The organism is Desulfuromonas soudanensis (assembly GCF_001278055.1).
Classification (GTDB): Bacteria; Desulfobacterota; Desulfuromonadia; order Desulfuromonadales; family WTL; genus Deferrimonas; species Deferrimonas soudanensis.
Genome location: NZ_CP010802.1, coordinates 2,317,811 through 2,330,216, shown reverse-complemented (window position 1 = coordinate 2,330,216; position 12,406 = coordinate 2,317,811). Strand labels below are relative to the sequence as shown.

At 61.6% G+C, this 12,406-nt stretch carries 13 protein-coding genes, 1 tRNA gene and 1 riboswitch; all 14 genes read left to right on the top strand.

The genetic code is table 11. The features are described from left to right. The first annotated feature begins 76 nt into the window (after window positions 1–76). Entirely contained in the window at window positions 77–1,237 is a 1,161-nt protein-coding gene (gene aroC / locus DSOUD_RS10490) for a chorismate synthase (protein WP_053550963.1), read from the top strand. Next, entirely contained in the window at window positions 1,227–1,751 is a 525-nt protein-coding gene (locus DSOUD_RS10485; protein WP_053550962.1) for a shikimate kinase, read from the top strand. Before aroC ends, DSOUD_RS10485 begins: the two co-directional genes overlap by 11 nt. Next, a complete protein-coding gene (gene aroB / locus DSOUD_RS10480) occupies window positions 1,744–2,838 on the top strand; it encodes a 3-dehydroquinate synthase (protein ID WP_053550961.1) in 1,095 nt (364 codons plus the stop codon). Before DSOUD_RS10485 ends, aroB begins: the two co-directional genes overlap by 8 nt. A gap of 9 nt (window positions 2,839–2,847) precedes the next feature. Further along, complete coding sequence (locus DSOUD_RS10475; protein WP_053550960.1) at window positions 2,848–3,708, top strand: tetratricopeptide repeat protein; 861 nt, start codon at window positions 2,848–2,850, stop codon at window positions 3,706–3,708. Then, window positions 3,701–4,060 carry a roadblock/LC7 domain-containing protein gene (locus DSOUD_RS10470; protein WP_053550959.1) on the top strand — a complete coding sequence of 120 codons (360 nt, stop codon included), beginning with the start codon at window positions 3,701–3,703 and terminating at the stop codon, window positions 4,058–4,060. The genes DSOUD_RS10475 and DSOUD_RS10470 overlap by 8 nt, the downstream gene beginning before the upstream one ends. Window positions 4,061–4,070: 10 nt before the next feature. Beyond that, window positions 4,071–4,505, top strand: coding sequence for a type II 3-dehydroquinate dehydratase (aroQ, locus tag DSOUD_RS10465; RefSeq protein ID WP_053550958.1), 435 nt, complete (start codon window positions 4,071–4,073; stop codon window positions 4,503–4,505). 25 nt (window positions 4,506–4,530) lie between these two features. Beyond that, a complete protein-coding gene (locus DSOUD_RS10460) occupies window positions 4,531–5,607 on the top strand; it encodes a M24 family metallopeptidase (RefSeq protein WP_053550957.1) in 1,077 nt (358 codons plus the stop codon). Window positions 5,608–5,727: 120 nt separating this feature from the next. Then, window positions 5,728–6,210, top strand: a complete 483-nt coding sequence (gene accB, locus DSOUD_RS10455; RefSeq protein ID WP_053550956.1) for an acetyl-CoA carboxylase biotin carboxyl carrier protein — start codon at window positions 5,728–5,730, stop codon at window positions 6,208–6,210. 83 nt (window positions 6,211–6,293) lie between these two features. Next, window positions 6,294–7,631 (top strand): acetyl-CoA carboxylase biotin carboxylase subunit, encoded by a 1,338-nt coding sequence (gene accC, locus DSOUD_RS10450; protein ID WP_053550955.1) that lies wholly within the window; start codon window positions 6,294–6,296, stop codon window positions 7,629–7,631. A 57-nt stretch (window positions 7,632–7,688) separates the two neighbouring features. Next, window positions 7,689–8,558 (top strand): lipoate--protein ligase family protein, encoded by an 870-nt coding sequence (locus DSOUD_RS10445; protein ID WP_053550954.1) that lies wholly within the window; start codon window positions 7,689–7,691, stop codon window positions 8,556–8,558. A 42-nt stretch (window positions 8,559–8,600) separates the two neighbouring features. Beyond that, on the top strand, window positions 8,601–9,011 hold the full coding sequence (locus DSOUD_RS10440; protein WP_053550953.1) for a hypothetical protein: 411 nt from the start codon (window positions 8,601–8,603) through the stop codon (window positions 9,009–9,011). An 18-nt stretch (window positions 9,012–9,029) separates the two neighbouring features. Beyond that, window positions 9,030–10,547 carry a TolC family protein gene (locus tag DSOUD_RS10435; RefSeq protein ID WP_053550952.1) on the top strand — a complete coding sequence of 506 codons (1,518 nt, stop codon included), beginning with the start codon at window positions 9,030–9,032 and terminating at the stop codon, window positions 10,545–10,547. Further along, on the top strand, window positions 10,544–11,365 hold the full coding sequence (locus tag DSOUD_RS10430) for a menaquinone biosynthetic enzyme MqnA/MqnD family protein (RefSeq protein ID WP_053550951.1): 822 nt from the start codon (window positions 10,544–10,546) through the stop codon (window positions 11,363–11,365). The genes DSOUD_RS10435 and DSOUD_RS10430 overlap by 4 nt, the downstream gene beginning before the upstream one ends. 86 nt (window positions 11,366–11,451) lie before the next feature. Then, window positions 11,452–11,538, top strand: a tRNA-Leu gene (locus DSOUD_RS10425). A 619-nt stretch (window positions 11,539–12,157) separates the two neighbouring features. Beyond that, window positions 12,158–12,250: riboswitch (cyclic di-GMP riboswitch) on the top strand. Window positions 12,251–12,406 lie beyond the last annotated feature (156 nt).

Here is a 12,406-nt window from a genome sequence, read left to right as displayed (position 1 = left end):
ATACTGACCAATATGGGCTGACAAGAGGACAGGTCCAGGCCTGTCCTTTTGTTATGAAAAACCGAAGGAATTGCAGATGAAATTACGCTATCTGACGGCGGGGGAATCCCACGGGCCTGCTTTGACGGCCATCGTCGAGGGCATGCCGGCCAATCTTGAGATCAGCGAGGACGACATCAATGGCCACCTGGCGAGGCGCCAGCAGGGGCACGGTCGCGGCGGGCGGATGAAGATCGAGACGGACCGGGTGCGTTTCCTCTCCGGGGTGCGCTGGGGGAAGACCCTCGGTTCGCCGATTACCCTCTCCATTGAAAATCGCGACTGGGCCAACTGGGACAAAAAGATGTCGCCTTTGGCCTCCGACCGGGTGGAGGGGATCGCCGTCACCCATCCTCGCCCCGGCCACGCCGACCTCAGCGGAGTCATCAAGTACCGGCAGGACGACGCCCGCAATATTCTTGAGCGCTCCAGCGCCAGGGAAACAGCGGCCCGGGTCGCCGTCGGCGCTCTCTGCCGCAAGTTTCTCGCCGATCTCGGCATCGAGGTCTTCGGTTATGTGGTGGAGCTCGGCGGCATAACGGCCGGGGACGACGGTCAGGATTTTCGCGACCGTTTCTCCCGGGCCGAAGAGTCGCCGTGCCGCACCTTCGACCCGGTCGCCGAGCAGGCGATGATCAAGCGCATCGATGAGGCCAAGGCCGCCGGCGATACCCTCGGTGGAGTAGTTGAAGTTGTGGTCCTCGGCGCTCCCGTCGGCCTCGGCAGCTACGTGCATTGGGACCGGCGGCTCGACGGTCGCCTGGCGCAGGCGGTGATGAGCATCCAGGCCTTCAAGGGGGTGGAAATCGGACTCGGCTTCGAGGCCGCCCGTCTCCCCGGTTCCCGGGTCCACGACGAGATCGGTTACGAAAAAGGAGGTTTCCTGCGCCGTTCCAATCGCGCCGGTGGCCTGGAGGGGGGGATGACCAACGGCGAGGCGATCGTCATCCGCGGCGCCATGAAACCGATCCCGACCCTCTACCAGCCCCTGCAGACCGTCGATCTGGCCACCAAGGAAGCCTTTGCCGCCACCGTCGAGCGCTCCGATGTCTGCGCGGTGCCGGCGGCTGCGGTCGTCGCCGAGGCGGTGGTCGCCATCGAACTTGCCGAGGCGGTCCTCGAAAAATTCGGCGGCGACGCCATGGAGGAAGTGCAGGAGAATCTCGCTGCCTATCTGCGCCATGTGCATGGTTTCTAAATCGGACAATATCCTTCTGATCGGCTTCATGGGGGCGGGGAAGACGACCATCGCCCGGGCCCTCGGAAAGGCGGCAGGATACCGGATCATCGACCTCGATGCGCTGATTGTCGAGCGCCGGGGGCGTGCCATTGCCGAGATTTTCAGCTCCGAAGGGGAGGAGGCGTTTCGCGATTACGAATCGGAGGCGCTGCGCTCCCTGGAACCCCTGAGTCACGCGGTGGTCGCGACCGGGGGCGGGATCATCGGCCGCCAGGAGAATCGGGAATTTCTCCGGTCCCTGGGCGCCGTCGTCTATCTGCGGGCCAGCTGGAAGACCCTCTCCGCCCGGCTCGCCGCCTCCGATGATCGTCCGCTCGCCGATCCGGCGGCCGGGCTCGAGAAGGCCCGCCAGCTCTGGCTGCGGCGCCTCCCTCTTTACGAGCAGGCCGAGATTATCATCGATACCGACGAGAAGAGCCCCGCCGAAGTCGCCCGGGCGATACTCCAGGCCATAGGAGTTGAAGATGTTTGAAGAGTTGACCGTAGGGCTTGGCGATCGCAGCTACTCCATCCGCATCGGCGAAGGGATTCTGGCCGAGATCGGTGAGGCGCTGCAGCGGGTCCGTTTCCCTCGCCGCGTGGCGGTGATCACCAACCCCACGGTGGAGGCCCTCTATGGCGGCGAGCTCTTGCGCCACCTGGCCGCCGCCGGGTACCGGGCCGAGACGATCGTGATCCCCGACGGAGAGGAATTCAAGACCCTCCGGACGCTTGAGTCGATCTATACCGCCCTCATCGAAGGGGGATTCGACCGTTCGTCGGGGCTGATCGCCCTCGGCGGCGGAGTGGTCGGCGACATCACGGGATTTGCCGCTGCCACCTATCTGCGGGGGATTCCCTTCGTCCAGGTGCCGACGACGCTCCTCGCTCAGGTCGACAGCTCCGTCGGCGGCAAGACCGCCGTCAATCATCCCCTCGGCAAGAACCTGATCGGTGCCTTCTACCAGCCCCGCCATGTCCACATCGATGTCGCCACCCTGACCACTCTCCCTCCTCGCGAGTTTGCCGCCGGAATGGCCGAAGTCGTCAAGTATGGCGTTATCCGCGACCGGAATTTCTTCGACTGGCTGGTCGGGGCCCGTGAGAATCTGCAGCGCCTCGACCGCCAGTCCCTGGTGCTGGCCGTAAACAGATCTTGCCAAATCAAGGCGAATGTTGTAGAAAATGACGAAACTGAAAGCTCCCTGCGTGCCATTCTCAACTACGGGCACACCTTCGGTCACGCCGTCGAGGCTCTGGCCGGTTACGGTCATTACCGCCACGGCGAGGCGGTGGCGATAGGCATCTGCGTCGCCGCCGCAGTCTCCTGCGAGCTCGGCCTCTGCCGTGCCGAAGAGGTGGCCGCCATCAGGGCGCTGCTGGTTTCCTTCAATCTGCCGGTGGTTCCTCCGGCCTTCCCCCTCGAAGATTATCTGCGGGCCATGGGCCGGGACAAAAAGGTGAAGGAGGGGGTATTGCGGGTCATTCTCAATTGCGGTATCGGTGATTGCCAGATCCGCGAACTCTCTGATCCCGAACCTCTCTTCACGGCAGCTATTGCGAACCTCTCGGAAGGGTAGACCGACCCCATGTCCGATATTTCCCTTCTCGGCAAAATCGCCGGATACACCGAAATCCTCGCCAGGGATCCCCGATCCACGGTTTTCGTCCCCTTAAGCGAAGCCTACCGGCAGATGGGGATGCTCGACGACGCCCTGCAGATCGCCCGGCAGGGGGTTACGGCTCTCCCCGGCTACTGTCCCGGGCATATTTCCCTGGGGCGGGTCCTCGCCCAGCGCGGGGATCTGAGTCGGGCGATCGCGGCTTTTGAAGCGGCCCTTGCCATTGAGCATGACAACCTGACCGCCATCAAGGGGTTGGCCAGGGTGCGGATCCTCAACAGGCAACCTGAGGAGGCGCTGCAGATTCTGCTGCGCGGCGCCACCATCAATCCCGGGGATGAAGGGGTGCGCAAGATGCTGGCCTCCCTCGGACCGGTGCACAGCAGAGGAGCCGTTGTCCCCGAAGCGTCCCTCCCCGATGAACCCCCGACGGAAAAGCCGGCCGCCGGGGAGCCGATTGCCACCTCGACCATTGCCGAAATCTATGTCCGTCAGGGACTTTTGAAAAGGGCGATGAAGGTCTACCGGGATCTCCTCAAAATCGACCCGCATAACCAGGAGGTGCGCGCCAAGCTGATTGAGCTGAAAGCCCGGGTTGAGGCCCAGGAGGCGCAGGGAACGCTTGGAGGGGGGGATTTGCCGGCGGCGCAATCATCACCGGCAGCAGAGCCCTCCCCGACCCCGGAGACCGTCTTTCCGAAACCGACAATCGCTGCCGTGGCGGCGCCGGTCACAGCAGCCGCGCCGCGGGAAACCAGGGGCGAGATCCACCAGCGGCTTCTCAATCGCTGGCTCGATGCCATTGCCAGGAGGAGGGAACATGTTTAACGAAATTCTGCAGGGAATTGTCCAGCAGTCCGGCGGCGGAATCGGCGCGGTTCTCATGGGGTACGACGGCATCGCCATCGAGGAATATTCCGAACCGACGGAAGGGATCGACCTGCACATGGTCGCCGTCGAATATGCCAACGTGCTCAAGGAAATCAAGAATACCGCCGAAATCCTCGACAACGGCGACATGGAAGAAGTCTCCATCAAGACCGACCGCTTTTATGTTGTCATCCGGGTGCTGACGGACGACTATTTCGTGGCTTTAATCCTCGATCGCGCGGGCAATTTCGGCAAGGGACGCTATCTGCTGACCAAAGAGGCACCCCGCCTGATCGAGGCCCTGAGCTAGGGGAGTGGACATGGACATTCTGGTTCTGCACGGACCCAACCTCAACCTTCTCGGCGTTCGCGAACCCGGCGTCTACGGGAGCGAGACCCTCGGCGACATCAATGGCCGTCTGGTCGCTCTCGGCGCCGAACTGGGGGTGGTGGTCGGGCATTTCCAGTCCAACAGCGAAGGGGCTCTGATCGATCGCATCCATGCAGCGCGGGAAGAGGGGGTACGGGGTCTTCTCATCAATCCCGGCGGCCTGACTCATACCAGCATCGCCCTCCGCGATGCCGTGGCGGGCGTCGGCCTCCCCGCCGTCGAGGTGCATCTCTCCAATATTCATGCCCGCGAGGAATTCCGTCACCACTCTTACCTGGCGCCGGTCGTCCTCGGCCAGATCTGCGGATTCGGCGCCGACAGCTATCTGCTGGCCCTGCGGGCAATTTTACTGAAACTAAAATGATAATTATTGAGTATGAAGCACCCTTATGGTAAATAACAGGTCTCCGCAGGCGCGGCAAATCCTTCCGACGAAGGGTCTCGACGCCCTGGTTTTTTTCAGCCTCCCCAATATCCGATATCTTTGCGGATTTACCGGCAGCGACGGGGCCCTGGTCGTTCATGCCGGGGGGGAATGTTTTCTCACCGATTCGCGTTATACCACCCAGGCACGACAGCAGGTGACCGCCGGCGAGATTCGCCAGTACCGGCTGAAGGAGGACGGGGTCGTCGCCTACCTCCAGGAGCACGGTCTGCAGCGTATCGGCTTCGAGGCCGAGACTCTCGGTTATGCGACCGTCGAGCGCCTCCGGGAGCAGGGATCGGGGGGATCCACCTGGATCCCCCTGACCCGGGAGCTCGCCGATCTGCGCATCCGGAAGTCCGCCGGGGAAATTTCCGAACTGCGCCGGGCTGCCCGGCTCAATGCCGACGCCTTCGAGGAGATTCTCCCCCTGATCCGCCCCGGGGTCAGCGAGAAGGCGATCGCCCTGGCTCTCGAATTCGCCCTTAAGCGGCGGGGAGGGGAGGACAAGGCCTTTGACTTTATCGTCGCCTCCGGCGTGCGCGGCGCCATGCCCCACGGGGTGGCCACGGAGAAGGTCCTCGCCGCCGGAGAACTGGTCACCATCGATTTCGGCACCCGTGTCTCCGGCTACCATTCGGACGAAACGGTGACCCTGGCCGTCGGCGAGGTGGATCCCCGGCTGCGGGAGATTTACGACACTGTCCTCGCCGCTCATGACCGGGCTCTGGCGGCAGTGCGCCCCGGCGTTTCCCTGAAAGAGATCGACGCCACCGCCCGGGACTACATCGCCGGTTGCGGCTACGGCGATTATTTCGGTCACGGTCTCGGCCACGGTGTCGGCCTCGAGGTCCACGAGGCCCCCACGGTTTCGCCCCGCTCCGAGACGATCGCCGCCGAGGGGATGGTTTTCACCATCGAACCGGGGGTTTATCTCCCGGACCTTGGCGGAGTGCGGATCGAGGATACCATCGAGGTCACAGGTGACGGCTGTCGCCTTATTACCTGTCTGCCCAAGGAGTTCCGCACTCTCTCTCTCTGAGGTCGGAGTGCAGAACCTGAAATGTAGCGGGGGGAGGGGCCCGAAAGGGGCTCCGGCAAAGGCCCGTGGCCGTCCCCGTGATTAACAAGCACGATCTTTTCCTGGAAGGAGAACGCTTCAATGGATATCAAGGACCTCAAGACCCTGATCAAAATGGTCACAGAAACTGACATCACCGAATTCGATATGGAAAACGCCGACGAGAAGATCGTCATCAAGCGGGGGCGCGGTCAGGAGGTCATTCATGTCACCTCTCCGCAAAATTATTCCCCTCAGACCCAGATGATGGCGCCTCAGGCCGCCGCTGTCCCCTCCGCGGCTCCCGCTCCCCCCGTCGCACCCGCCGCCGTGGTGAACGATAAACACGAGACCATTACCTCTTCCATCGTCGGTACCTTTTACGCCTCTCCCTCTCCCGACTCCCCCGCCTACGTCAAGGTGGGCGACGTGGTCGAGGTCGGCCAGAGCTTCTGTATCGTCGAGGCGATGAAACTGATGAACGAGATCGAGGCCGAGTTCAAGTGCAGGATCGTCGAGATTCTCAAGGCGAATGCCCAGCCCGTCGAATTCGGCGATCCGCTGTTTTTGGTGGAGCGCCTTTAAAAGGTCTCAGGGTCCGGAAATCGGGGGTGGATGCTGATCGCCCTCTGCTCTTAACGCCTGAAACCCTTTTCGGAGACCAATTCATGTTCCATAAAATCCTTATCGCCAACCGCGGCGAGATCGCCCTGCGCATCATCCGGGCCTGCAAGGAACTCGGCATCAAGACCGTTGCCGTCCACTCCGATGTGGACAAGGAGGCCCTGCACGTCAAACTGGCCGACCAGAGTATCTGCATCGGTCCGGCTCCGAGCGCCAAGAGCTACCTGAACATGAAGGCGATCATCAGCGCCGCCGAGGTGACGGACGCCGACGCCATCCATCCCGGCTACGGTTTTCTGTCGGAAAATGCCGAATTTGCCGAGATCTGCGCCAACTGCGGCCTGACCTTTATCGGTCCCACACCGGAGAACATGCGTCTGATGGGGGACAAGATCAGCGCCCGACAGACGGTCATCGCCGTCGGGGTTCCCATCCTTCCCGGAACCAAGGAGGGGGTGCACAGCGCCGAAGAGGCCAAGAAGGTCGCCGCCGAGATCGGTTACCCGGTGATCATCAAGGCCACCGCCGGCGGCGGCGGACGGGGGATGAAGGTCGTTCACTCGCCCGCCTCCCTCCCCAACGCCTTCGCCGCTGCCCGCACCGAGGCCCAGGCCGGGTTCGGCAATCCCGAAGTCTATATCGAGAAATACTGCGAGGAGCCCCGCCACGTCGAGGTGCAAATCCTCGCCGACAAGCACGGCAACGTCATCCATCTCGGCGAACGCGACTGTTCCATCCAGCGTCGCCACCAGAAGCTCCTCGAGGAGGCTCCCTGTCCGGTGCTGTCGCCGGAACTGCGCAAAAAGATGGGGGATTGCGCCGTCGCTGCCGCCAAGGCGGTCAAGTATACGAGCGTCGGCACCTTCGAATTCCTTCTCGACAAGAACAATAACTTCTATTTCATGGAGATGAACACCCGCGTCCAGGTGGAGCATCCCGTCACCGAGATGATCACCGGCGTCGACATCATCAAGGAGCAGATTCGCAGCGCCGCCGGCCTGCCCCTGCGCTTCAAGCAGTCGGACATCAAGATCCGCGGCCACGCCATCGAGTGCCGCATCAATGCCGAGGATCCGGTCAAATTCACCCCGTCTCCCGGCAAGATCAACGGGTACCATACCCCGGGCGGACTCGGCGTCCGTGTCGACAGCGCGGTCTACGACCAGTACACCGTCCTCCCTCACTACGACTCGATGATCGCCAAGCTCATCGTCCACGCCGATACCCGCGAGGAGGCCATCAGCCGCATGGCCCGCGCCCTCGACGAGTACATCATCGAGGGGATCAAGACCAGCATCCCTCTGCACAAGCGGATCATGGCCAACAAGGACTTCCGCGAAGGGAATGCCGATACCAGCTTCATGGAAAAGCTCATTCTGTAGAACGCCCTCAGGGCCAGGCCCGGTGCCTGGCCCTGATTTTTTTCAACTGGAGTCCCCATGACCTCCCGGTCCCCCTGGCGCCTGATCCGCAGCGGAGCCGGCTCAGGAAGCTTTAACATGGCTCTCGACGAGGTTCTCCTCGAGGAGGTGGCCGCTGGCCGGTCCGCTCCGGTGCTGCGCCTCTACCGCTGGGATCCGGCTACGGTGACCCTCGGCTACTTCCAGCGGGGCGCGGCGGTGGTGAATCTTGAGGCCTGCCGGCGCCTCGGTCTCGACGTCGTCCGCCGCCTGACCGGCGGCCGGGCCGTGCTCCACGATTGCGAGGCCACCTACGCCGTGATCGCTCCCGAGCGCTGCCCCCCCTTTGTCGGCTCGATTCTGGAAAACTATCGGGTCATCGCCGGCGTCCTCTGTCAGGCACTGGAAGGGTTCGGACTGCCGGCGACCCTGGCCCCGGGGCGCGCCGACGGACCGGCAGGGGAGGGGGCCGAGCACAGCGCCTGTTTTACCGCCCCGGCCAGCTATGAAATTCTCTGCCACGGTTGCAAGATCAGCGGCGGAGCGCAGAAACGTTGGAAGGGGGCCTTTCTCCAGCATGGCTCCATCCCCGTCGAACTCGACCCCGAGCGCCTCTTTTGCGCCCTCGATACCGTCGGAGAAGTCTCCGGAGCCGCCGGGGGGGAAAAACTGGCGGCCAAGGTCGGCTGGCTCAACCGCTGGCTGGATGACCCCCTGGACATCGCCGCCGTCGAGGACGCCCTGGTTTTCACCTTCGGCCGCCGCCTCGGACTCGATTTTGTCGTCGACACGCCGACGCCCGACGAATGGGAAAGGGCCAGGGCCCTCGAGACCTGCAAATATGGCAATACAGAGTGGACGCTGCGGGGTTTGTCCCCGAGTCCCGGTTTACCTCGGCACAGGGCATGATATGCTTGACCTGCGATTTTTCTCTTGGAAGGAGAAGACTTTATGAAACGGATTCTGGCTACTTTTTCGCTGCTTGCTGCCGCTCTGCTCCTCCTCGGAATGGGCGATCTGGGGGGCGCCCCGGCGGGGAGTGTGCCGCAGACCGCGGAAAACCTCCACGCCGTGGTGACCGACCGCTCCGGCATTCGCACCGATCTGAGTCAATTTTCCATGGACGGAACCCTCTTTATCGAGGGGAATCGCGGCAGCGGCAAACTCACCGTCGACTTCAAGAAGATTGCCGCCGTCGACTTCGGGCAGGTCTCCGGAGACCGGGTCGCTGTTACCCTTGAGCTCAAAGATGGGGAAAAGCTCGACCTGATGATTCTTCGCCGCGCTCTTTTCTACGGTGATACTGGCTACGGAGCCTTCAAAATCAGCGCCCGCGACATGCAACGTATTGAATTTCCCTGACAAGGCAGCATCCGTGTTATGAAACCAATCCGCCCTCTGATCCTGTCCGCGGCCCTGACCTTCGCCCTGACGGCGGCGCCGACATCTCCTGCCCAGGCGCAGATCTATGACCTGCGCGGCGCCGAGCGCGTCGCCCTGGAGCGCAACCTCGACCTGCGCGCCGTGAGTTATTCCCTGCGCGCCTCGGAATCGCGGCTGCGGGGGGGCTACGGCCTCTATGATCCCGTCGCCAGGGTGCGATTGGCCGAAGGGGAAGCCCGGGACCGGAGCAACCTCTATTTCCTGGCCGATCAGACGACCGTTAAGGAGAGATACCGCCAGTTCGATCTCTCCCTGTCGCAGAAGCTCCCCACTGGCGCCGAAATCGTTGCCGCCTTCACCAACGGCCGGCAGGACAGCACACCGCCGACGGCCATCAATCCCGCCTATCAGAGCGAACTCAGGTTCTCCCTGACCCAGCCGCTCCTTCGGGGATTCGGTCCCACGGTCACCGAGCAGGTGATCCTCTTTGCGGCCAAGGATCGCGACGTCGCTCTCGAGGATCTGCGCGAGCAGGCCTTTGTCCTCCTTGGCCGGGTACGTGACGCCTATTTCGACGTGCTGAGCCTGAGGGACAATCTCGTCTACCGCGAGACGTCCGTGGACCTGGCCGAGAAGGTTTATTCGGAAAACCGCGCCCGGGTCGACGCCGGGGTGATGGCGCCGGTGGAAATTCTCGAGGCCGAAGTCGGACTCAGCCAGCGCCAGCGCGAACTTCTCGACGCCCGGCGGGCCTACGAGGATGCCCTCGACAATCTTGCTCTGCTTCTTAACAGCGGCGAGGCGATCGAGGTGGCCGACGTCACCCTCGATGAGCCCCCTCTGGAGACCGACGAAGAGAGCGGGCTGGCCAGCGCCCTGATCCTGCGTCCCGATCTGCTTCGCCGCGTCCGTGAGATCGAGCGTCTCGATCTCGAGGCGCGCATCAACCGCAACGCCCTTCTCCCGTCCCTTGATCTCGACGCGAGTTATTCCCACAAGGGACTCGCCGGCACCTATAATGACAACCTCAGCGATCTCGGCACGGACGAGCTGCGCAACTGGCAACTCGGCCTGACGCTCTCCTACCCCCTGGGAAACCGCAGCGCCCGCAACGACTACCGCCGCAGTCAGCAGCTCATCCAGGGGAGCCGGGCGCAGCTCGAGGGGCTTCGCGACCAGATCCGCAATGAAATTCGCGCCGCCATCCGCCTCGTGGAGGTCAGCCGCAAGAAAATCGAAGTCTCCGGCAACGGCCGCGCCCTCGCCGAGGAGAAATTACGCACCCTCCTCAAACGCCGCGAAGTCGGACTGGCCACCACCCGTCAGGTCCTGGAAGGGGAAGAAGATCTTGCCCTGGCCCGTACCGACCAGATCACCTCTCTGGCCGATTACAACCGGGCTGTCACCGCCTACCTGCGGGTCACAGGCCTCCTCCTCCAACATGAGGGGGTCGCCCTGAAGAACGGCGGCGCATCTAGCGATCAGGAATCCCTGCTGCAGATGTCCGACCGATGACCTTGACCATCGGCCATATCAGCTATATCAACTGCGCTCCCTTCTTCCATTATCTGCAGCAGTGCGGGTTCGACGGCCGCATCGTCGGCGGGGTCCCCTCGGAGCTCAACCGGCGCCTGGCCTGCGGCGATCTCGATCTGAGCCCCTCCTCCTCCTTCGAATATGCCCACAACTGGCGAAATTATCTCCTTCTCCCCGGGCAGTCGATCAGCGCCAGCGGTCCGGTGAAGAGCGTTCTCCTCTTCACTTCCCGTCCCATCGAGGAACTCGAAGGGGAACCGATCGCTCTTACGGGCGAATCGGCGACCTCCGTCAATCTCCTGCAGATCCTCCTCCGGGAATTTTACGGCCACAAAGAGGTGAACTGCCGCGTCCCTGCCGTTCCGGTCGAAGAGGTCCTGGCCGAAGGCGGCGCCGCACTCCTCATCGGCGACCGCGCCCTGCGCGCCGCGACCAAACTCGGCCGCACTCAGCGGGTCTACGACCTTGCCGAACTCTGGCACCGTCATACCGGTCTCCCCTTTGTCTTCGCTCTGTGGATTCTCCGCCGAGACGCCGCCTGCCGCGACCCCCAGGGGGTGCGCAGCCTTCTCGGACAGCTCGCCGCCTCCCGGAAACGAGCGCTCGCCGACCTCCAAACCCTGGCCGCAAACACCCCCGAAAGAAAGTGGATGGGGGAGGGTGAGCTGATCGACTACTGGCGGGCAATGTCCTACGATCTCGACGGCAGTCACATCGAGGGGCTGCGTCTCTTCTTCGCCCTGGCGGTCAAGTACGGACTCCTCGCCGAGATCCCTGAAATTCACTTCTTTTCGTGAAAACGGGAGGAAAACCCGGAGTATCGCCTCGCCGGCCCTTTTCCGTTGACACTCCGACGAAAAATCGTTTAATAATACCCCCCTTTGCCCGGGTGGTGGAATTGGCAGACACAAGGGACTTAAAATCCCTCGACCGTAAGGTTGTACGGGTTCGACCCCCGTCCCGGGCACCATTTGATAGTTCAGGAAGGTCCAGATTGATACAGGAAACCCGCTAAATTAGCGGGTTTTTCTGTTTTTAGCGTCTGTCACCATCCACCGCCATCTTTTGGCATCTACAGGACAGATAAACAGCCTATGACGGGATTCCCGCCGCCTCCACCAATTGACTGTCCAGAAAGATAGAAACGGCCCCGACATCGGGGCTTTTCTTATGATGAACGTTTTTCGATTTCGCCCGAGTTAAAGGGGCTTGGTCTTTCTTCAGGTTTCTCTACCATGTCTCCTGGGAAAGTGTTTTTACAAGTGGGCGCTAAAGCGGCAGCGTCCCCGCCACACCCTCCACCGATGCGTTTGCCTGCATCAATGTGGGCTGTGAGCCGGCCGGAATCGTCGTAAAAACTCCTTTGGTGAATTTCAATGTGGTTCTAGTTTAACATAAAAAAACCAACAAAATCAGCTTATTGTCAAAGAACAAGAAGGGAATTGCGGATGCAAACTTGCTGATTAAGTATATTTTCATTAAGATTGAAACCTCAAGCCAAGTATTTTCATCTTCCTGTAATTACTAATTACTAATTTTTAGCTTGTATGCTTATTATTATTGTCATATAAATAAATACTTTTTCAATTCTCCGATAAGAGCAAAACTGGGGCGATCCAGTGACGCAAAGCGGCAGGTCCATCAAAGCTTAAAAGGCAGGGGTGGATGGCTGAGCTACCGAAGAGAGCCCCGATGGTTGATCAATCGATGCCTGTCTTCGTTTAAGGGAAGTAGGCATTTTTTTGTTTGGATGGAGTTGTTGCTTGGCATGATTTGAAACAGAAATTGTGTATTCGGGGTGGGGGCTACCGTTTTGGCTGCAGGCAGTGATAAATCAA

What these genes read in the sequence shown, in the direction of transcription:
- aroC (WP_053550963.1), top strand. Translation starts at nt 77, where the DNA reads ATGAAATTACGCTATCTGACGGCGGGGGAATCCCACGGGCCTGCTTTG.
- DSOUD_RS10485 (WP_053550962.1), top strand. Translation starts at nt 1,227, where the DNA reads ATGGTTTCTAAATCGGACAATATCCTTCTGATCGGCTTCATGGGGGCG.
- aroB (WP_053550961.1), top strand. Translation starts at nt 1,744, where the DNA reads ATGTTTGAAGAGTTGACCGTAGGGCTTGGCGATCGCAGCTACTCCATC.
- DSOUD_RS10475 (WP_053550960.1), top strand. Translation starts at nt 2,848, where the DNA reads ATGTCCGATATTTCCCTTCTCGGCAAAATCGCCGGATACACCGAAATC.
- DSOUD_RS10470 (WP_053550959.1), top strand. Translation starts at nt 3,701, where the DNA reads ATGTTTAACGAAATTCTGCAGGGAATTGTCCAGCAGTCCGGCGGCGGA.
- aroQ (WP_053550958.1), top strand. Translation starts at nt 4,071, where the DNA reads ATGGACATTCTGGTTCTGCACGGACCCAACCTCAACCTTCTCGGCGTT.
- DSOUD_RS10460 (WP_053550957.1), top strand. Translation starts at nt 4,531, where the DNA reads ATGGTAAATAACAGGTCTCCGCAGGCGCGGCAAATCCTTCCGACGAAG.
- accB (WP_053550956.1), top strand. Translation starts at nt 5,728, where the DNA reads ATGGATATCAAGGACCTCAAGACCCTGATCAAAATGGTCACAGAAACT.
- accC (WP_053550955.1), top strand. Translation starts at nt 6,294, where the DNA reads ATGTTCCATAAAATCCTTATCGCCAACCGCGGCGAGATCGCCCTGCGC.
- DSOUD_RS10445 (WP_053550954.1), top strand. Translation starts at nt 7,689, where the DNA reads ATGACCTCCCGGTCCCCCTGGCGCCTGATCCGCAGCGGAGCCGGCTCA.
- DSOUD_RS10440 (WP_053550953.1), top strand. Translation starts at nt 8,601, where the DNA reads ATGAAACGGATTCTGGCTACTTTTTCGCTGCTTGCTGCCGCTCTGCTC.
- DSOUD_RS10435 (WP_053550952.1), top strand. Translation starts at nt 9,030, where the DNA reads ATGAAACCAATCCGCCCTCTGATCCTGTCCGCGGCCCTGACCTTCGCC.
- DSOUD_RS10430 (WP_053550951.1), top strand. Translation starts at nt 10,544, where the DNA reads ATGACCTTGACCATCGGCCATATCAGCTATATCAACTGCGCTCCCTTC.